Genomic DNA, 20,403 nt, shown 5'->3' with positions numbered 1-20,403 from the left:
CAAACTAAACTAAATCTATCTAAAGACGTAAAAAAATACCTTAACCCCCTGCAGATGGAATACTTTAAGGTTAAAAAATTCCAAATTTCACCGTATTTAGCAGCTATTTCGGCATCAATAGCAATTTTGGTCGGAGTTGCCATTTTAGATCGATCGGAACAGCGACGGTTTTTGCAGTACAACCGCGCTAGCACCCTCGATCGGCTCAGCACAGTCCGTTCTAAGCTGGAAGGATCTTTGAATTCCCGCCTGTTTTTGATGCGGGGTTTGGGGGCTTACCTTTCCAACAACCCAAACATCACCGAAGCCGAGTTTGCAGCGACGGCGAGAATTTTGGTGGCACAGCAACCGGGCATCCGCGCCATAACTTTAGTTAAAGGCACGACGGTCGCTTACATTTACCCACGGGAGGGCAATGAAGCGGTGATCGGGGTTGACTTGACGGCGCTACCCGAACAGCGGCAAATGGTCAAAGAGGTCATCCGAACCAGAAAAACTTTGCTTGCCGGGCCAGTGAAATTATTGGAGGGGGACGAAACTTTGATCAGCCGATCGCCCATTTTTCTCACACCCTCCGGCGCCGAGCCTGAAACAGGAGTTTACTGGGGCTTGACAGGTTTGATCATCGACAAAAATTCCCTGATTGAGGAAGCAGGACTCAACGACTCCTCAGCGAAGCTGCAATACGCTCTGCGGGGCAAAGACGGGACTGGAGCCTCCGGTCCAGTGTTTTTCGGTGACGAGTCAATTTTTCAACACCATCCCGTGCTGCTGGAAGTGACTTTGCCCAACGGTTCCTGGCAGTTGGCAGCAATTCCGGCGGGAGGATGGCCTGCGAATTCGCCGTTTCGGGGCTGGCTGCTTTTTGGAGGTGGCTTGCTGGCACTTTTGAGCGGGGCGGCGGTTTTTAACTGGGTGTACGGCCGTGCGAAACTGCGATCGAGCGAAGTTAAGTACCGGCAATTAGTTGAGAATGCTAACAGCATGATTGTGCAGTTAGACAGTGAAGGCAAGATTACTTTTTTTAACGAGTTTGCTGAAACTTTTTTCGGGTATTCAGAAGCAGAAATCATCGGCAAAAGTGCGATCGGCACAATTATACCGAAAACAGAGTTATTTGAAAGTGACCTCGCGACAAAGATTCGAGACTGTTTGGCACAGTCGCAAAAATACTTCCAAAACGAAAATGAAAACATCCGCAGCAATGGAGAAAGGGTGTGGATAGCGTGGACAAATAAACCTTTACTAGATGCGAAGGGAAATGTGGCAGGACTGCTTTGTATCGGGACCGATATTAGCGATCGCAAACAAGCTGAAATCGCCCTGCAAGCTTCTGAATCGGAACTTCGAGCTTTGTTCGCTGCCATGAACGACGTAATTTTGGTGATTGATATTGAGGGACGCTACCTGAAAATTGCCCCGACAAATCCCGGACTTTTATACAAACCGTCGGCAGAACTTGTCGGCAAAAAAGTCAGCGAATTATTCGAGCCAGAAATTGCAGATTTTTGTCATGAGCAAATTCGCACCGCCCTTGCTACAAATCAAACCTGTACTTTTGAATATAACCTCGAACTTGCCAGCGTACAAACGTGGTTTGCCGCGACCATTTCGCCAATGAAAGAAAACGCGGTTCTGTGGGTGGCCCGCGACATTACGGAGCGCAAGCAAGCTGAAAATTGGTTAACCGGTCAGAAACAAATTTTAGAAATGATTGCTAAGGGCGCAACTCTTGGGGATACTTTAAATACTTTAGTTAAAATTATCGAACAGCAATCTAGAGATGTCATCGGTTCGATATTGCTTCTAGCTCCAGATGGCGAACATTTACTGCACGGAGCCGCGCCCAGTTTGCCCGACAGTTACAATGCTGCTATTGATGGCATAGCCATCGGCCCGGATGTCGGTTCCTGCGGCACTGCTGCCTTTAGTCGCCAACAGGTGATCGTTACAGATATTGCCAGCGATCCTTTGTGGAAAAATTTTCGAGATTTAGCCTTGAGTTTTGGACTGAGAGCTTGCTTGTCTACTCCTATTTTCTCATCTCAGAGTCAAGTTTTGGGAACTTTTGGAATGTATTATTCCCAACCGCGTCACCCCCATTTTTTTGAGCTGGAATTGATAGAGGCGATCATAAACTTAGCAGGAATTGCGATCGAACGCAACCAGGCAGAAGAAAGCCTCAAACAGCTCAATCAAGAACTAGAAAGTAGAGTCAAACAGAGAACTGCTCAATTGATGCAAACTGAAGAACGCTGGCAGTTAGCGCTCAAAGGCAACAATGACGGCATTTGGGACTGGAACTTGCAAACAGGGAAATTTTTTGTGTCCGAGCGCTTTAAGGAAATCACTGGTTACGAAGATAGTGACATTAGCGATTACAATAACAAATGGAATACGAGTTTACATCCAGATGATTTAGCGATTTATCAGCAACTTCTTCAAGAACACTTGGAGAGAAAAACGCCGCATTACATCACCGAATACCGCTTGTGGTGCTACAACAGCGCCTACAAATGGATATTGAGTCGGGGACAAGCTTTGTGGGACGCATCTGGAAAAGCCGTCCGCATGGTTGGTTCAATTACTGACATTACGGAGCGCAAACAAGCAGAGGAAGCACTGCGGGAAAGCGAGGCAAGATTCCAAAAGCTGTCGGGTAATGTGCCGGGAGTAATTTATCAATTTGTATTGCGTACAGATAGCTCTTTCAGTTTCCCTTACATTAGTCCGGCTTGCCGAGAAATGTTTGAGCGAGAAGCAGAAGCTGTTCTGCAAAATGCGGCTTTAATAACAGATTTAATTCATTCCGATGACCGCCAAAATCATGACGAATCCGTTGCTATTTCAGCCCAAACTTTGCAACCTTGGCACTGGGAAGGACGGTTCGTGCTACCTTCCGGCAAAATTCGATGGTTTCAGATAATTTCGCGTCCTGAAGCTAAAGAAAACGGCGATATTATTTGGGACGGAATCGCGGTTGATGTTACCGATCGCAAACAAGCTGAGTTAGCGTTGCAAGAAAGCCAGCAGTTCATTAAAAAAGTAGCTGATGCTACTCCCGGTATTTTGTATCTCTACGACTTGGAAGAACAGCGAAATATCTACACTAATACTTCAATTTTCGCGCTTTTGGGCTATACCAGCGAGGAAATTACAGCGATGGATTCGTCACTCATGCCTGAGTTAATACACCCCGAAGATTTGCCTAAAATTGTGAGACATCACGCGAGCTTTGCAGAAATTGAAGATGGTGAAACTAGGGAAATTGAGTACCGGGTACGGGGAGCCTACGGTCAATTGTTGTGGCTGCAAAGTCGGGATACTATTTTTAGTAGGAATGCTGACGGTCAGGCTCAGGTAATAATAGGAGTTTCCCAGGATATTACGACTCGCAAGCAAGCAGAGGAAGCACTGCGGCAAAGCGAGGGACGAGAAAGAGAAAAAGCTCGAGATTTAGAGTCAGCGCTGCTGGAATTGCAAGCTACTCAAACTCAGCTCATTCAAACAGAAAAAATGTCTTCTTTGGGGCAATTAGTTGCAGGCATCGCTCACGAAATTAATAATCCGGTTAACTTCATTCACGCTAACATTGATTATCTCAACCAGTATACAACACAGTTGCTCGATCTGGTTACTCTTTACGAACATGAGTATCCCGAACCTAATTCAAAAATTGTCGATCGCATTCAAGAGATTGATTTAGATTTCATGGCTGAGGATTTAATAAAACTTGTGGGTTCAATGCAGGTAGGAACCGAGCGCATAAGGCAAATTGTGTTGTCGCTCAGAAATTTCTCGCGGCTGGATGAATCCGCGATGAAGCCGGTCGATATTCACGCGGGGATTGAAAGCACTTTGTTAATTTTGCAGCACCGCTTGAAGAGTCGGGACAACCACCCGGAAATTGAAGTAATTAAGGACTTTGGAAAACTGCCACTTGTGGAGTGCTATGCTAGCCAACTGAATCAGGTGTTTATGAATATTATTGCTAATGCAATTGATGCTATTGAAGAACGATATCACCAGTTATCGGTTCCACAATCAGAGACAAAGAGTGGACGGATTGCTATTTCCACGGGTGTAACCCCCCAAAACACTGTTAGGGTAGAAATTTCGGACAATGGTACGGGCATTTCCGAGGGGATAGTCGATCGAATTTTTAACCCGTTTTTTACTACGAAAGCTGTGGGGAAAGGTACGGGCTTGGGAATGTCTATCGCGCACTCGATTGTGGTGGAAAAGCACAAGGGCAAGATTGACTGTATTTCGTCCATAGGATGCGGAACAACTTTTAAGATTGAGATTCCGATCGACAAAGTGTATAAATAGTAGGGGCGTCAGTCGATTTTAGATTTTAGATTTTAGATGTTAGATTTTAGATTTTAGATGTTAGATTTTAGATGTTAGATGTTAGATTTTAGATTTTAGATTTTAGATGTTAGATGTTAGATGTTAGATTTTAGATTTTAGATGTTAGATGTTAGATTTTAGATTTTAGATTTTAGATTTTAGATTGACTCCGCAGTGGTAGGGTGCGTCAGTCGATTTTAGATTTTAGATTTTAGATTTTAGATTTTAGATTTTAGATTGACTCTACAGTGGTAGGGTGCATCAGCATATCCTGATTTTCAGGCGCTGCGCCCGGAGTCATAACCTGACTCACCCTACAAGTTAACGACTAAAATAGACTGAAGCTGCTAACGAAGCGGTGCTGCATCAAACCTTTAATTGTATAAAAATTGACATGATGGGATTAATCCTGGAAGCCCTGCAAGCAATGGGACACAATGTCCGCTGGATGTCTTGGAATTTGTTTTTGGGTTTAGTACCGCTAGGCCTGAGTTTTTGGCTGTTCCGCAAACCTCGATCGCGCTGGCTGCTGTGGGGTACGGCGTTTCTCCTGGGCGCTACTTTTTTGCCCAGTACGCGCTCTGTTTTAGGCTATCTGAGGCATATTGTGCAAGATGTCGGCAAAACTTACATTTTGGGGGCGATCGTGATTACGCTGGCATTGATGGCTGTAGACATCTGGGTACTGCGGCAGCGCGGAGTTCGCTCTCTCCGGTGGTGGGGCGGCTTTTTCTGGTTTATCGGATTTTTGCCCAATGCGCCCTATGTTTTAACTGATATCATTCACCTGATCGAGCAGATTAAAGAGGGGAACTCGGTGTGGACTGTGACTCTAGCTTTGATCCCGCAGTATCTGGCGTTTATGCTGATCGGGTTTGGGGCTTACGTACTGTCGGTAATGAATCTGGGTTACTATTTGAAGCAACAGGGTTGGAGTAAATTTATCCTGGGAACAGAGATAACTATACACGCACTTTCGGCGATCGGAATTTATTTAGGGCGATTTATCCGCTTCAACACTTGGGACATTCTTACTAACCCCGATGCGCTAGTTAACAGCGTAATGAACGATTTGATAGGCAAGCGTCCGGTTTTAGTAATGGCTGTCACTTTTGTAGTAATTGCTGTTTTGTATTGGCTAATGAAACAAGTAATTTTAGGGATTAGCCAGCGATTTTATAGCAGTAAATTGCAGTCGGACTTGGCCGGCGATAGCGCAACTTCTTCCAGTTAGAGCGATTTGAGATTTGACATTTTCTCCACAGCTAACGTCTTAACTTTTTTGCTCTCCCGGCCTAATTGCTCTGCAAATGTAGCAAGGGGCCTGACGATGAGAATGTTTTTAATTGCTGAAACTCTTGCTTTTATTGTCTTGGGCGTAAGTGCGTTCAGATGCGACTGCCGAAAGACTAATGCTATATCAGTCTTTCGGTCATACCAATTTTTTACCTAAACTCTTGAATAAATTACTGCCGCAATGTGTAATAAAACTTGATATGTTAGAAAAGTCGAAGTTGTTCTGTAAAAAGCAAAGATGAATCGATTTGACCGTCAGTTGTGGCAGAGATTTATTGCGATCGCTCAGCCTTACTTTTATCCTTTAGAGCCTGGGGGTGGCAGAATATTTTTAGGATTAGTAGCGCTGTTGTTGATATTTCTCTTCGCTGCGATGTTTGTGTTCGTCAGCGCTGTATGTTTGGGTACTCAAGTCTTATTTCCCGAATTTGTCAATAGTATTGCTGCCGGCTTAGTTACTTTGTTGAAAGGAATTATTAATTCGCCCGCAATTGCGATCGTGGCTTTCATGCTAATTATTCCTTTCAGTGCTTTTGTCTGGTTCAAAGACAGATTGACTGCACACAGGCAGCCCTGGGCTTTATTGACTTTGCTGCTGTTTTTGTCGCTGTCAGTCAGCGGTCTGAATGTAATAATTAGTTACGTCGGTAACTTTTTTAGCACAGCACTAGCTCAGAAAGACCAGCTCAATTACTGGAAGTATCTGTTTGTGTATGCAGGGGTTTTTGCAGTCGGCACTCCCATTGTGGTAATTTACCGCTATATCCGAGATAAATTGAGTCTCTACTGGCGAGATTGGATGACAAATAAGTTCCTGGATAAGTATTTTCAGAATCGGGCTTATTACGACATAAATTCACAAAAGGAAATAGACAATCCAGACCAGCGAATTTCTGAAGATGTCAAATCATTTACCCAGACAAGTTTGACTTTCTTGCTGATTATACTGGGTTCAATAGTTAATGTTATATCTTTCACAGGGATCCTGTGGTCTATCTCCAAACCACTTTCGCTCTTCCTGATTATCTACGCTATTTTGGGGACTGTCGCCACTCTAATTTTTGGTCAAAAATTAGTACCTCTTAATTTTAACCAGCTCAAAAAAGAAGCTAACTTCCGCTACGGACTGGTTCACATTCGCGACAACGCTGAATCTATTGCTTTTTATAGAGGGGAGGAGCAGGAATCTACGCAAATAAAGCAGCGGTTCGTTGAAGTATTCCGCAATTTTAATTTGCTAATTGGCTGGCAGCGAAATGTGGATTATTTTACCACGGGATACGGATATGCTGTTGTGATTATTCCGGCTTTGTTTCTAGCTCCTGCTTACTTTGCCGGCAAAATCCAGTTTGGAGATATTACTCAAGCAGGTTTTGCTTTTAGTCAGGTTTTAAGCGCTTTTTCAGTGATTGTAAATCAGATTGAGCCGCTGAGTTCTTTTGCAGCTAGTATCAATCGTTTGACTGTATTTACAGATACTTTGGAAGCCGAAAGGGCGGTATCTCGTGCAGGAGGAACTGCGATAGATGTAGTAGTTGATTCTCAGTTGACACTGGAACACGTTACTTTAGATACTCCGAAACATCAAAAGACTTTGATTAGGGATTTGTCGGTAGCAGTGCAGCCGGGTGAAGGACTGTTAATTGTCGGTCAAAGCGGTGCTGGGAAGAGTTCTTTGCTGCGGGCAATTGCGGGTTTGTGGGAATCGGGAACGGGGCGTTTGGCGCGGCCGGAATTGGGGGAAATGCTGTTTTTGCCACAGCGTCCTTATATGATTTTGGGTAGTTTGCGATCGCAACTTCTCTATCCCAACAGCAGCAGCGAGGTTGATGAGGAAAAATTGCGCTGCGTTTTGGCATCAGTAAATTTAGCAGATTTGCCGGACAGATTGGGCGGTTTTGATGCGGATTTAGATTGGGGTGAGATTTTGTCGCTGGGAGAACAGCAACGTTTAGCTTTTGCTAGATTGTTATTGACGGAACCGAGATACGCTATTTTGGATGAGGCGACAAGTGCTTTGGATTTAAAGAACGAGCAACATTTATACGAGCAGTTGCAAGCCACTAAAACTACGTTTGTAAGTGTCGGCCACAGAATGAGTTTGTTGCAATATCACCAGCAGGTTTTGGAACTTGTGGGCGATGGAAGTTGGCGGCTGCTTTCGTCCCAAGAATACCGCGCTAGTGCGACAATTTTTGGCTGATACAGCGCTGCTTTCAAAAATTGTGAATTTACCCGATTGTTGGTTGACGGTGGGTTGTGGTGCGGTGGGAGATTTATGGTTTGGTGCTATAAATTAAGCGCCGTGTCTCCACCCATCCTACAATAGGTTATACGGGTAGGGAGACAGCAACAATTTATGGCGATAAACTCCCCGTTCCTCATACCATCTTAGATTAAATAATTAAAGAATTGAATAATTGAATAATTGAATAATTGGGAATGACTGATTGTGTATGGGTTTGGATCACGGGCCTAGAGTTGCATTTTTTTTAACGGGTATCACAATCGATAATTGGGTATAAATATCTAAAACTGCCCAAACAGCAAAAAGCAAGCTGAACGTTTGCAGATTCGATTCAATTGCTCTCCCGCGAGAACTCACACAATATAATAGGAGATAGATTTTTAGTATAGGCGAGATTCCTACCTTGACTACTCCGATTCCTCAAAACTTTGTGCAAACGATCGCCAAACAGCGCGGTGTCACAGATGCAGAGTTAGAAACTGTGTTTATGGCTCTAGACGGTCAATCTACAGCGACGATCGCCACAAAGCTTGGCATTAGCGACATCGCCGTTCGCAAAAGACTCGGCGAAGTTTACAAAAAGTTTCAGATCGGGGGGAACGGCCCTGGAAAGCTTTCGGAATTGAGGCATCAATTGCTGTTTTCATACCACACCGATCAGGGAACGAGCGATTTTAGTGGAGGTAAAGGCTCTCTATTGAAGGTGGCGATTGGACACCGACAGGAAGATTGGGGCCAAGCACCGGATGTTTCGGTTTTTTACGGACGGACTGAAGAATTAACTACTTTAAAGCAGTGGATTGTATCAGATAATTGTCGGCTGGTAGCGCTGCTGGGTTTGGCTGGTAGTGGCAAAACAACTCTGTCGGTGCAGTTGGCAAAACAGGTACAGAATGAGTTTGATGTTGTGATTTGGCGATCGCTGCGATCGACACCCGCACCATCCGACTTCCTAGGAAGCTTAATTCAACTTTTTTCTAACCAACAAAAACCCGATGTGCCGTTAGCGGAGCCATCGAAGAGGATCGACCTCAACAGCAAAATTTCGCGCTTGGTCGAGTATCTGCGGAAACACCGCTGTCTGGTAATTTTAGATGATTTTGAAGCGGTTCTCAGACCCGAAGAATTAGCGGGGCACTACCGGGAAGACTACGAAGGATATCGAGATTTAATCGTGCGACTGTGTGAGGTCAATCACAATAGCTGTTTACTGCTAGTTAGTTCGGAAGAGCCTACGGAACTGGCTTTGCTGGCGGGAGAAAAAGTGCGGTCTTTAAAACCTGCTATTTCCTCGGAAATAGCGCGGGAAATTTTCCAAGAAAAAGGTTTGTCGCCTCAAGATCGAGAGTTGGAAATCTTGTTATCCCGGTACGGAGGCAATCTGTTAGCATTAAAGATTGTAGCGACAACAATTAACGAGTTTTTTGAGGGGAATGTTTTAAAGCTTTTGGAAGCTACGGCTTTATTTATTGAAGAACATATCAGCAATTTGCTCGCGCAGCAGTTCGATCGAATGTCGAGTTCAGAACAAGAGATTGCCTACTGGATTGCTATTGCTCAAATCCCGATTTCCCTGGCGACTTTGCGAGAGCAGATGTTGGTCAATTCATCGCTTTCGGATTTGCTGAAAAATCTCGATTCTCTGGGTCGTCGCTCGCTGATTGACAAAGTCAGTGAGGGCGGGGAAACTGTTTTTATGCTTCAGCCTTTGATCGTGCAATATGTGAGCGACAGATTAGTCGATCAGATTCGAGTGGAGGTTTTGGAGACGATTAAGACCCAAGGAATAGAAAGAATGCGGCTGTTGAAAACTCACAAATTGAGCATCAACATTGCTAAACGGAAAGGGGACAAAGGCGAGCCTATTAGCTCTATTTTAGCATTAGTAAAAAATCGGCTGCAAGTTTTGTTTGCGAAAACTACAGGCTTTGAAGAACCGCTAAATATCCTGACCAAAGTTGCCTCTCATCTGGAGGAGAAATCGATTCTTGAGGTGGGATATGCTAAAGAGAATCTGGCGCAGATTATTTCAGAACTTCAGTGCTAACAAAAAAGCGATCGCCCTTTGACAAAAGCGATCGCCCAATTTTCAACAAAAACAAAATTCGATAAAACTATTTGAGAATGCCAAAAACAGATGCAGATTCAGACCGTGTAATTTTGTCCAAAGCAGGCGATTTTTGAGCTTGGGCAATTTTGGGAACCAAAAGTTGGTTCGCATAAATCCGAGGATTTTGTTGAGCAATTTGGATGTAAGATTGGCGGACTTCTGCGTTGACTGCGACAGTCTTGGCATCGTAAACTTGCATCGCCATGTTGGGATAAAAACCAATGCCGACAATCGGTATCAAAAAGCAAAATGCGATCGCCACTTCCCGAGGTTTAGCATCAATAAACGGTGCATCACCAGGCAAAACGCAACTATTACCAAAACAAACCGCTTCATCCAGATTGTTTCTCTGATTTTGCAGATTTAGATCCTCAAGGTCGCAAGCCGCTAGTGTCCCACAGTTGTAAAATAACTGTCGCAGCATCGAGAGCAAATAAATCGGCGTCAAAATCAGTCCCACTGCCGCCAGGAACACTGTCACCGCGCGGAAAGAACCGCTGTACATATCGCTAGTTGCGACGCCCACAAACACGGACAATTCGCTAGCAAAACCGCTCATTCCGGGGAGTGCCAAAGATGCCATCGCACCTACGGTAAACAAGGCAAACACTTTCGGCATGACTTTTCCAATCTCGCCCATCTCGTCCATGATCATTGTATGGGTGCGATCGTAAGTAACGCCAGCCAGGAAAAACAATACTGAGGCGATTAAACCGTGGGAAATCATTTGCAACAGCGCCCCGTTGATTCCCAAATCCGTGAAGGAAGCAATACCCAACAACACGAATCCCATATGAGAAATCGACGAATTCGCTAAGCGGCGCTTCATGTTCGATTGGCCGAAGGAATTCAGCGCGCCGTAGATAATGTTGACCACGCCGAGCACCGCCATAATCGGTGCAAAGTAAACGTGTGCTTGGGGAAGAAGTTCCAAATTCAGCCGAATCAGTCCGTATCCGCCCATTTTCAGCAATACGCCGGCCAGAATCATCGACACGGGAGAAGATGCTTCGCCGTGGGCATCCGGTAGCCAAGTGTGGAAGGGGAAAATCGCCAGTTTCACACCGAAGGCAATCAGCAATCCCGCATAAAGCAGTAATTCTAAACCCAGTGGGTAGTCCTTCAAGCCTAGTTCTACCATGTCGAAGGTGGGGGTGCCTCCGCCGTAGAATGCCATTGCTAAGGCCGCTATCAAAATAAAGATGGAAGCGCCTGCGGTGTAAATCAAGAATTTGGTAGCTGCGTAGCGGCGGTTTTGTCCGCCCCAAATCGAGATTAGGAGGTACACCGGAATTAGTTCGAGTTCCCAGACAATGAACAGCAGCATGATGTCTTGGGCGACGAACACTCCTATTTGTGCGGAGTACATCACCAGCATCAGGAAGTAGAAGAGTCGCGGCTTGCGATCAACTTCCCAGGCTGCAAAGATTGATAGCGTCGTCACCAATCCCGCCAACAGTACCAACGGAACTGACAGTCCATCAACGGAAACAGACCAGTTGAGGCCTAAAGAAGGTATCCAGGAATATTGCTCGACGATTTGGAAAGTAGAGATGCTTGGATCGTAATGAGTCCAAAACACCCAGCACATTAATACAAAATCTGCAATGCCTACGCCTAGAGCATACCAGCGCACAGTTTTGCCGTCTGTATCGGGCAGAAAAGGGATGGCGAGGGAAGCTACGAGGGGTAGGATGACAATTGCGGTCAGCCAAGGAAATTGATCCGCTATCATGATAGTGAGAAAAAATACTTAGTTGGAAGTTACCAAGATTATAATACTAAATTTAATAAAAACTTAAGATTTGTAAATATTTTTTTTATTATTATAAATACGAGGTAAATCATATAAGCACAGTTTGCTGCAAAAGTCAAGAATTCTTCCAGTTATTAGTCAGGAGTCATTAGTCGCACTTTAGTGGTTGACAATTACCGATGACCGATTACCCTTTTGTCCTGCAGTGGAAAACTTGGGTAAATATTCAGATCGATCGAGATAAAGTCAAGAGTTGTTCGCCAAAAGATGCAATTAAAGTGCGATCGGCTAATTGCGAACTCCATTTTTCCGGTATACCAGATTCTCCGTAAAAAGCCCCCGCCAACTGTCCGTAAACCGCACCAGTTGTATCCGCGTCGTCGCCCAAATTCACAGCCAACAAACAGCCTTCGGCAAAAGAAGAACTGTTGTAAAACGCCCAAAGTGCCGCCTCCAAAGACTTGACAACATAACCCGTACCTTTAATTTCAGGAGGTTGTCGCCGTTTAAAAGAACCCGCCGCAATCTCATCAATCTCTGCTACCAGTGGATTTGCTGCCCAATATCCAGAAATCGGACAATATCTTTCCGAAAGCAACACATCTTTAGCAACTCCATTCACCGCCCCCGCAATTAAAGCACCGAAATAACGGCAAGCATCCACACAAGTAGCAGCACCGTGAGTAGTTCTCGAACTTTGTCCAGATTTTTCTATGACTTCCAAAGGATTTGTAGCATAAAACAAAGGCACGGGAGCCAAGCGCATAATCGAACCATTTCCAGCAGCCCAAACATCCGTAGAACCGCAATAAGGTTTTCTTGTATCTTCAAAATTCCAAAGAGCTTGCTGCACCGTATTTCCAATATCAAAACATTCACCAGTGCTGCTCAAATGTCCGTCTGTACTCCACCGCACATAAGTTTCTAACTGATGGACAGGATCGAAACCTTGTTTCTCAATCAAACTTTCAGCCAAACAAAGCGCCATCGAAGTATCGTCCGTCCACTCGCCCGGTTGCAGTCGAAACGGGCCGCCGCCCACCATATCGTTAATAGGCGCAAACGTTCCTGGGCGACAGAACTCTAAAGTTGTTCCAAGAGCATCGCCAACTGCCAAACCGAGAAGACTGCCGCGATAATGTTCTATTTGCTGCATAACGTAATTGAAAATTAATAATTAGTAAGCGCTAGTGAATTCAAAACCATTTCTCTCTGCATCTTACCTGCCTGTATAACAATCGATGCCAAAATTGTCAAATTCTCTCATTCTCTCTTCTCTTAATTCTCTTTCTCTGTGTTCTCTGCGCCCTCTGCGGTTCATTAAAAAAAAATCTCGTCCACAAGCGATACCAAATTTGTGAACTTCTCTCATAATCTCTTCCGATCTCTTAATTCTCTTTCTCTGTGCCCTCTGCGCCCTCTGGGGTTCATCAAAACAAAATCTTGTTCACAAACGAAAGAGAATTGCCCTAGCTGCCGTTAAAAATAAAAAAACAAGACTTTTCCCTCCAAATGCTGAGGCAAAAGACGACTCAGGCTAATATTGATGTTAACCTGTCCCTACCCGAGATCAAACTGTCCCATGACACCCGATGCCTCCCCCGGAGCCGCTGCTGCCGCCCCTCAATCAACACCCGAAGTCAGCTTAGAGTTGCAAGTCCGACTCAAGACAGAAGACGGACAGCTACTGTTGCTACTCCCCCCCGAAACCAACAGCGAACCCGGAACAGCCTCCGCCTCGACTTGGACTGAACTTTGGCAGCAGCTAAAAGTCAGGCTGAATGCAGGAGAACGCTTTTGGCAGCCAAACGCAGAAGTACAATTGATGGGGAACGATCGACTTTTAGATATCCGCCAACTGCAAGAAATCGCTGATGCCCTCTCCGAAGTGGAACTGCAACTCAAACGAGTCCACACCAGTCGCCGTCAAACCGCCGTTGCCGCAGCTACAGCAGGCTATTGTGTAGAACAGCAGCCTCCGGTTTCTTCCCTCAATAAAGCCACTGGCGAAAAACCGCAATCGCTGGCGGAACCTTTATATTTGCAGATGACAGTGCGATCGGGCGTAGAAATTCGCCATCCGGGCACCGTCGTACTTTTGGGAGACGTAAATCCCGGCGGATCAGTCATCGCCGGAGGCGATATCCTAGTTTGGGGCCGTTTGCGGGGAGTCGTGCACGCCGGTGCCGGTGGCAATACCAAAAGCGTGATTATGACCTTGCAGATGGAACCAATGGTGATTAGGATTGCTAAGTATGTTGCCAGAGGCCCAGAAACCTCACCCGCTCAGTTTTTCCCGGAAGTCGCCTATGTGACGCCTCAAGGGATTCGGATCGGTAGAGCCTCTGATTTTGACAAATCGCAGTTAGTCGGGGGTAATGGTTAGTTGACAGTTGACAGTTGACAGTTGACAGTTGGCAGTTGACAGTTGTTAGTTGGCATTTGTTAGTTGTTACCAATTACCAATTACCAATTACCAATTACCAATTACCAATTACCAATTACCAATTACCAATTACCAATTACCAATAACTAATCTAAAAATCGCTTATGGCTCGCATTATTGTTGTTACATCAGGGAAAGGCGGGGTAGGAAAAACCACCTCCACAGCCAATCTCGGCATGGCTTTAGCTAAGCGGGGACGCAACGTTGCCGTAATTGATGCCGATTTCGGTCTCAGAAATTTGGACTTGCTGCTGGGCTTAGAAAATCGGATTGTTTACACGGCATTAGAAGTTCTCGCTGGAGAGTGCCGGTTAGAGCAAGCTTTGGTGAAAGACAAGCGGCAGCCGCGCTTGGTGCTGTTGCCGGCTGCCCAAACTCGCATGAAAGATGCCATCAGCGCCGAGCAAATGAAGCAGCTTGTGGGGATGTTGGGAGCAAAATACGACTATATTTTGATCGACTCTCCTGCTGGAATTGAACAAGGTTTTCAAAATGCGATCGCCCCGGCTCAAGAAGGGATCATTGTCACCACTCCCGAAATCGCTGCTGTCCGCGATGCCGATCGAGTCATCGGCCTGCTGGAAGCCAACAACGTCAAGAAAATCAACCTGATCGTCAACCGGATCAGACCCGCAATGGTGCTGGCAAATGATATGATGTCGGTGCAAGACGTGCGGGAAATCCTCGCCATTTCGCTGTTAGGCGTCGTTCCCGACGACGAGCGCGTCATCGTTTCCACCAACCGAGGAGAACCATTAGTATTGTCGGAAACGGCCTCTTTAGCTGGAACTGCCTTCGACAATATTGCCCGCCGCTTAGAAGGCGAAAAAGTTGATTTTCTAGATCTCAATCCCCGTCCCGAAAACTTCTTTACTCGCCTCCGCAAGTTCTTAAATACTAAAATTATGTGATGTGCTGATTGGCTATCAATCTTTAACAGCAGCGACCGCATCACAAAAACTAGCCCAAAATTTCCCCCAGTTACACCAGTTCCCAAAAAGAGTAAAACTGTAGCCCAGCCCCAAACCTGACGGGAATCAGTGATTCCCCAATCGAAAATCGAAAATCGAAAATCGAAAATGGTATGACCTTTTCTATGCCTAACCCTTGACAAACCCGCCCGACCCATGATACATACACTTCTCGAACGACTTTTCCCGCGCACCCCTGACAACAGCCGCGACGAGGTAAAACGGCGCCTCAAACTGGTTCTAGCCCACGATCGCTCAGAACTCAGCCCAGAAATGGTTGAGTCGATGCGCCGAGAAATTCTAGAGGTGGTATCTCGCTACGTGGAAATCGATACCACCGGGTCTGAGTTCTCGCTGGAGAGCGACCAGCGGGCGACAGCACTAATTGCAAATCTCCCGATCCGGCGAGTCAGGATCGAGCATCCACCGGAGAATTTGCCCCAGAATTTGCCCCAGAATCGGCCCGAAAATCGACCCGAATATGTACCGGAGTATGTAGTTGAAATTCTCCCCGACACTACAGAGTGATAGGGATTGAGATTTTATTGTCAGGCAAAGAGTTCGATTCGAGCCGATCGGCATTTAAATTAAACTATAGCAACCGCTTTCGTCGGTTAGAAAATAGACTACAATTAGTGGCCAGTTTTGCAGAGCGATCGCGCAGACTTTGGGGCACAAACTGTAAATTTATACCTCCTTCATCAGGTCATCCGAGCGATCGAGTTAAATGGCATGAAGAAAATCGAAGTTGCTCAAGCTTTGGGAATCCGTCGCAACACCATCGACGCCACAAGTCGATGGTATTGCAACGCAGGAGACTTCCCAGCGGAGCGCCTTGTGGAAACGGCCTGCTAATGGTCACGGGCATCACAAAACAGAGCCAAGTTCCGAGACTTCAAAATAAATACACAAGCACAATAATCCAAGCTGAGATTACACAACTGTGGGAGGCAGGGCATGATTGCTTGGTACTCATACAAAAAAAATAATTAAGAGTTGTAACCCCTATTGACATCGGCACAGTTAGCTAATATTCTTATTGTTTAAGATTTAAAATTCTCCAACTATTTCCAGCAAAAACTTAAACAAAGTTTTCAAGTGCGGCTCCCTCCATAACCACTTCTAATAAAGAGGAAGATTGAATCATGGCAGTATCTCTCACCAAAGGACAACGGGTATCACTTGAGAAAGTTTCACCCGGTCTCTCAGAAGTATTCATAGGACTGAGATGGGACGTTAAAGCTACAGACACGGGTTCTGACTTTGACCTAGACTCATCATTGTTCCTCTTAGGTGCTAATGAAAAATTAATTTCTGACAATCACTTCATTTTTTATAACAATCTCACAAGTCCAGATCCAGACAAATCCGTGCAGCACATGGGAGATAATCTCACGGGGGCCGGCGAGGGGGATGATGAAGTTATCAAAATCAACCTCAAAAAAGTGCCTAATGATGTCCAAAAAATTCTTGTAACTGTAACCATCCATGAAGCACAGCAACGCCGTCAAAATTTTGGTCAGGTGCAAAATGCCTTCGTGCGGATCGTTAATGCCCAAACACAACAGGAAGCTGTTCGCTATGACCTTGTAGAAGATTATTCCATAGAGACAGCACTGATCATGGCTGAACTTTACCGGAAAGACGGTGAGTGGCGTCTCAATGCAGTGGGAGCCGGCTATCAAGGTGGTTTACAAGCATTACTCGATCGCTATAGCTAAAAGGTAAAACACATGGGAATTAACCTACAAAAAGGACAGCGCATCTCGCTTTCCAAAGAAGCGCCAGGGCTAACAAAACTGATCTGCGGATTAGGCTGGGATGTGGCGAAACGCTCCGGTGGAGGTTTGTTTGGGGCTTTTAGCAGTGCTCCAGATTATGACTTGGATGCCTCAGTGATTTGTTTAGATCGAAATGACAAAGTGAATGATATGACCAATATCGTTTATTTTGGCAATCTTTCCCACCGTTCAGGAGCTATTACGCATCTAGGTGATAATCTGACTGGAGCGGGAGAGGGAGATGACGAGCAAATTCTCGTCGATTTATCTCGAATTCCCGCGCAAATTGTCAAACTGGTTTTTACAGTTAACATTTACGATTGCATTGCACGCAAGCAAGACTTCGGACAAGTTCAAAATGCGTTTGTGCGTTTGGTTAATACGTCTAATAATCAAGAACTCGCAAAATACAACCTATCAGGTTCTGAATACAAAGGCATGACGGGGATGCTCATGGCAGAAATCTACAAGCATAATGATGAGTGGAAAATGGCGGCGATCGGTAACGGTGTGAAGGTTAATGGGTTGCAGGAACTTGTGAAAACCTATGCTTAACAACTCCTTCGGTACATAGATGCTCCTTACTTCCTGGAATCAGAAGTGGGCTACAACGATCGAAACCTTTTTTTGTTGACAATAGCTAATCAGCCGAATTTACATTGAAGGAAAACCAATAGAATGGGAATCCAATTAACCAAAGGTGAAAGGTTAAATCTTTCTAAAGCTGCTCCCGATTTAAAACACGTGGCGATTGGCTTAGGTTGGGAGGTGAGCCAGGTTGGTCAGAGCTATGATATTGATGCTTCTGTGTTTATGTTAGGCGCTGCCGGCAAAATAATTCATGAAAAATACTTTGTATTCTATAATAATCTGAAATCACTGGATGGTTCTTTAAGACATTCAGGAGATAACAGAACTGGGCAAGGCGAAGATGATGATGAGACGATCTACGTAGATTTGACAAAAGTCAAGATTGCTATTGAGCAAATAGTTTTTGTTGTCACTATTCACGAAGGGCTGGAAAAAAATCAAAATTTTAGCCAAGTTAAAAATGCGTTTATCAGGCTTTACAACCAGGAAACAGGAGTCGAGTTAGCTAGGTACGATTTAAAAGAAGCTTTTTCTCAAGAGACAGCGTTGGAGTTTGGCAGATTGTATAGAAAAGACTTAGAATGGAGATTTCGAGCAGTAGGAGAAGGTTATAAAGCCGGCTTGCAAAGTTTTGTCGATAGGTATTTTGTCGAGACTAAACAGGAAGAGAAGAAAGTAGATAGTTCTGTACTAACTCATCAAAAAGAAACCCAACAGCAACCTATTGATATTACAAAAAAAGCAGACATCAGCCTTTTAAAAGCCAAAGTAGATATTTGTCTTAAAAAGAAAGGAATTGATGATATCCTAGCAAGAGTTGCTTTGGTTTTGGATATTTCTGGCTCTATGAGCCATCAATATAGTTCTGGTGCAGTGCAAGCGTTCCTTGAAAGAATAGTTCCAGTAGCTAGCAGACTAGATGATGATGCTACATTAGATGTTTGGTTTTTTGGCTCAACATTCAAAAGAACAAGATCGGTGACGGAGACAAATGTTGATGGCTATATCACAAAAGAAGCCGGCGCAATGAAGAGAGCTTTACTTGTTTTTAAAATGCCTTCTCTGATGCTGGAATTAGGCGGGGGAAACAATGAAAGTTTGGTAATACAAGATGTCATAAAGAAGTACACTCAGGAAAAGGCTAGTAAACTGCCTACATTTATTGTTTTCCTCAGTGATGGAGGCGTTACTAATGAGCCAGAAATTAAAAAAGCTATAGTTGAAGCTGCAAAATATCCGATTTTTTGGCAATTTGTGGGATTGGCTGGTTTTAACTATGGAATTCTGGAAAGACTAGACAGTATGGGTGGCCGGCTGGTTGATAACGCTAACTTTTTTCATTTAGACGATTTGGGAAAAATCACTGATGAACAATTGTATGAAAGACTGCTGAATGAATTTCCCGCTTGGATTAAGCAGGCAAGATTGAAAGGAATATTAAAATAGGGAAATCGGAGCATTTTGTTGCAGACTGTGGCAACTATCAACTCAACCCATAGCCTTAGCTAAAATTAGCTCAAATTAACAAGAATACTACGATAAAAAATTCCTACAATCAGTCAATGTCTCTGTACGATCGCCTAGACCTAACCAAACACAATCGCAAGCTAAAACTCCCCCTTTCTCAACGGCTAAACCTGACTAAACCCCCCAAACTCCGCTGTCAGATCTGTCGTTCCCGTATCCAGCCTCAGTGGGAGTTTTGCCCTTCCTGTGGAAGAGTTCTAATTGATAATGATAGCGATTTTCGGCGTTGCATTTGGGTAGATGTATCAGGAATGGATGTCGCACCCGAAAATAGAGAAGCGATCTTTTCCCTGCTGATGGACGCCTTCTCCAAACTCTACGGCGCATTTAGAAGCATCAAGGTATTTTTGACCTCCGATCCCCCCGATCGCAAAGAGTGGGGCGAAGATTTTACCCATGTTTATATCTTCGTGGATAGCCAGCCGGTTGACTATCTCGGCGTGGCTAGCTTCAAATCGGGAATGGTTACAGATCGGGCGATTATTCGGATTGATCAAGTATTCTATGCTTCTTACAATGCCAGCCTTAGTCTCAATCAACTATCTAACTTAATTGCAAATACCATTGCCCATGAAATAGGACATACACTAGGACTCGATCATTCTGCACTTCCGACCGATGTCATGCACAATGGACTCCTTCATACTGTTCATAGCTTAATGCCTCCCTCATTTCACGCAGAGCAAATAAACTCAATGAACAATGCTATTCGCAGATATAAAGCCTTGAATAATGGATTGGCTAGAACCATAAAATAGCTGAATTTAGAGATCGAATTCCCCAGGATTAATGCCTACAGCATGGCAAGCTTCTTTGACAACCTTCTTTTCATCTTTGTCAAAATTACCATCCGCACCACCGATAATAATGCCAATTTGGATGACTGCACGACCTTGGTCTAGTTTTTTATTAAGTTTCCCTATCGCTTGGATAGCCTCAATTTTACCAAAATCGAAGTCTTGTGATAGCTTCTCACAATAAAAATCAAATTTTTGCTTCAACTCCGACGCCGGAAAAATTTGGAGTGTTTTATTGGAAATTATTAGAGCAGCCGTTTTTTGTCTTTCCTCGGTATTGATAGTGCCATCAGCAGCAGCAATCAATGCACATATTGCCATTGAGGCATCAGCAAAATCATTATTCTTAAACTTGGAAATATTGGTTTGCAGAGAATCGTTCATTTGTGATACGTTCTGCTTTAATTTCTCCCAGAAAGTCATTTTTTCTCCTGTTTGGTGAATGAGATATGATGTTTATGACCGGAGTCACAGTCATCTAAGCTGCTCTTAACTTGCCAAGCAATTGCCAAGCCCTGTAAGACCCT

The 20,403-nt window shown here is 44.6% G+C and carries 15 protein-coding genes; 12 read left to right on the top strand and 3 right to left on the bottom strand.

Features of this window, described 5'->3' with window-relative positions:
• The first annotated feature begins 54 nt into the window (after window positions 1-54).
• From QUA36_RS09270 to QUA36_RS09255, 4 genes are all read left to right on the top strand, one after another.
• Window positions 55-4,332, top strand: a complete 4,278-nt coding sequence (locus tag QUA36_RS09270; RefSeq protein WP_333456994.1) for a PAS domain S-box protein — start codon at window positions 55-57, stop codon at window positions 4,330-4,332.
• A 415-nt stretch (window positions 4,333-4,747) separates the two neighbouring features.
• Window positions 4,748-5,587 (top strand): DUF1361 domain-containing protein, encoded by an 840-nt coding sequence (locus tag QUA36_RS09265; protein ID WP_333456992.1) that lies wholly within the window; start codon window positions 4,748-4,750, stop codon window positions 5,585-5,587.
• Window positions 5,588-5,887: 300 nt separating this feature from the next.
• The gene (locus QUA36_RS09260) at window positions 5,888-7,852 is read left to right on the top strand and encodes an ABC transporter ATP-binding protein/permease (RefSeq protein ID WP_333456990.1); all 1,965 of its coding nucleotides are present in this window, start codon (window positions 5,888-5,890) and stop codon (window positions 7,850-7,852) included.
• Window positions 7,853-8,300: 448 nt separating this feature from the next.
• Window positions 8,301-9,944 (top strand): NB-ARC domain-containing protein, encoded by a 1,644-nt coding sequence (locus QUA36_RS09255; RefSeq protein WP_333454660.1) that lies wholly within the window; start codon window positions 8,301-8,303, stop codon window positions 9,942-9,944.
• A 67-nt stretch (window positions 9,945-10,011) separates the two neighbouring features.
• Here QUA36_RS09255 and QUA36_RS09250 read toward each other — a convergent pair whose 3' ends face one another.
• Both QUA36_RS09250 and QUA36_RS09245 read right to left on the bottom strand, forming a co-directional pair.
• Window positions 10,012-11,742: an NAD(P)H-quinone oxidoreductase subunit 4 gene (locus QUA36_RS09250; RefSeq protein ID WP_333159328.1), complete on the bottom strand. Its 1,731-nt coding sequence runs from the start codon at window positions 11,740-11,742 to the stop codon at window positions 10,012-10,014.
• Window positions 11,743-11,989: 247 nt separating this feature from the next.
• Entirely contained in the window at window positions 11,990-12,919 is a 930-nt protein-coding gene (locus QUA36_RS09245) for an ADP-ribosylglycohydrolase family protein (protein WP_333456988.1), read from the bottom strand.
• Between the two features lie 426 nt (window positions 12,920-13,345).
• Between QUA36_RS09245 and minC the strand changes: the two genes are divergently transcribed.
• The 8 genes from minC (at window position 13,346) to QUA36_RS09205 (ending at window position 19,837) form a co-directional block, all read left to right on the top strand.
• Window positions 13,346-14,149 carry a septum site-determining protein MinC gene (minC, locus tag QUA36_RS09240; RefSeq protein WP_333456986.1) on the top strand — a complete coding sequence of 268 codons (804 nt, stop codon included), beginning with the start codon at window positions 13,346-13,348 and terminating at the stop codon, window positions 14,147-14,149.
• 164 nt (window positions 14,150-14,313) lie between these two features.
• Window positions 14,314-15,120: a septum site-determining protein MinD gene (gene minD, locus QUA36_RS09235; protein WP_333178052.1), complete on the top strand. Its 807-nt coding sequence runs from the start codon at window positions 14,314-14,316 to the stop codon at window positions 15,118-15,120.
• Window positions 15,121-15,336: 216 nt separating this feature from the next.
• Entirely contained in the window at window positions 15,337-15,708 is a 372-nt protein-coding gene (gene minE, locus QUA36_RS09230) for a cell division topological specificity factor MinE (RefSeq protein WP_333215120.1), read from the top strand.
• Between the two features lie 117 nt (window positions 15,709-15,825).
• Entirely contained in the window at window positions 15,826-16,035 is a 210-nt protein-coding gene (locus tag QUA36_RS09225; protein WP_333215122.1) for a hypothetical protein, read from the top strand.
• A gap of 290 nt (window positions 16,036-16,325) precedes the next feature.
• The gene (locus tag QUA36_RS09220; protein ID WP_333456984.1) at window positions 16,326-16,901 is read left to right on the top strand and encodes a TerD family protein; all 576 of its coding nucleotides are present in this window, start codon (window positions 16,326-16,328) and stop codon (window positions 16,899-16,901) included.
• A 12-nt stretch (window positions 16,902-16,913) separates the two neighbouring features.
• The gene (locus QUA36_RS09215) at window positions 16,914-17,516 is read left to right on the top strand and encodes a TerD family protein (RefSeq protein ID WP_333373269.1); all 603 of its coding nucleotides are present in this window, start codon (window positions 16,914-16,916) and stop codon (window positions 17,514-17,516) included.
• Window positions 17,517-17,639: 123 nt separating this feature from the next.
• On the top strand, window positions 17,640-18,998 hold the full coding sequence (locus tag QUA36_RS09210; protein WP_333456982.1) for a VWA domain-containing protein: 1,359 nt from the start codon (window positions 17,640-17,642) through the stop codon (window positions 18,996-18,998).
• A gap of 116 nt (window positions 18,999-19,114) precedes the next feature.
• Window positions 19,115-19,837, top strand: coding sequence for a zinc-dependent metalloprotease family protein (locus QUA36_RS09205; protein WP_333456980.1), 723 nt, complete (start codon window positions 19,115-19,117; stop codon window positions 19,835-19,837).
• Window positions 19,838-19,843: 6 nt separating this feature from the next.
• On the opposite strand, the gene QUA36_RS09200 is transcribed toward QUA36_RS09205, so the two are convergent.
• The gene (locus tag QUA36_RS09200; RefSeq protein WP_333372061.1) at window positions 19,844-20,299 is read right to left on the bottom strand and encodes a TerB family tellurite resistance protein; all 456 of its coding nucleotides are present in this window, start codon (window positions 20,297-20,299) and stop codon (window positions 19,844-19,846) included.
• Window positions 20,300-20,403: the final 104 nt, after the last annotated feature.

Origin of the sequence: Microcoleus sp. Pol10D4, from assembly GCF_036701555.1 — a bacterium.
GTDB lineage: Bacteria > Cyanobacteriota > Cyanobacteriia > Cyanobacteriales > Microcoleaceae > Microcoleus.
The sequence above is the reverse complement of the archived record's forward strand: the minus strand, read 5'-3'. Positions and strand labels throughout refer to the sequence as shown.

Coding starts and splice junctions, on each gene's coding strand:
- QUA36_RS09220 (WP_333456984.1), top strand. CDS start 16,326: ATGGCAGTATCTCTCACCAAAGGACAACGGGTATCACTTGAGAAAGTT.
- QUA36_RS09250 (WP_333159328.1), bottom strand. CDS start 11,742: ATGATAGCGGATCAATTTCCTTGGCTGACCGCAATTGTCATCCTACCC.
- QUA36_RS09215 (WP_333373269.1), top strand. CDS start 16,914: ATGGGAATTAACCTACAAAAAGGACAGCGCATCTCGCTTTCCAAAGAA.
- QUA36_RS09265 (WP_333456992.1), top strand. CDS start 4,748: ATGATGGGATTAATCCTGGAAGCCCTGCAAGCAATGGGACACAATGTC.
- QUA36_RS09210 (WP_333456982.1), top strand. CDS start 17,640: ATGGGAATCCAATTAACCAAAGGTGAAAGGTTAAATCTTTCTAAAGCT.
- minE (WP_333215120.1), top strand. CDS start 15,337: ATGATACATACACTTCTCGAACGACTTTTCCCGCGCACCCCTGACAAC.
- QUA36_RS09245 (WP_333456988.1), bottom strand. CDS start 12,919: ATGCAGCAAATAGAACATTATCGCGGCAGTCTTCTCGGTTTGGCAGTT.
- minC (WP_333456986.1), top strand. CDS start 13,346: ATGACACCCGATGCCTCCCCCGGAGCCGCTGCTGCCGCCCCTCAATCA.
- QUA36_RS09200 (WP_333372061.1), bottom strand. CDS start 20,299: ATGACTTTCTGGGAGAAATTAAAGCAGAACGTATCACAAATGAACGAT.
- QUA36_RS09260 (WP_333456990.1), top strand. CDS start 5,888: ATGAATCGATTTGACCGTCAGTTGTGGCAGAGATTTATTGCGATCGCT.
- minD (WP_333178052.1), top strand. CDS start 14,314: ATGGCTCGCATTATTGTTGTTACATCAGGGAAAGGCGGGGTAGGAAAA.
- QUA36_RS09270 (WP_333456994.1), top strand. CDS start 55: ATGGAATACTTTAAGGTTAAAAAATTCCAAATTTCACCGTATTTAGCA.
- QUA36_RS09205 (WP_333456980.1), top strand. CDS start 19,115: ATGTCTCTGTACGATCGCCTAGACCTAACCAAACACAATCGCAAGCTA.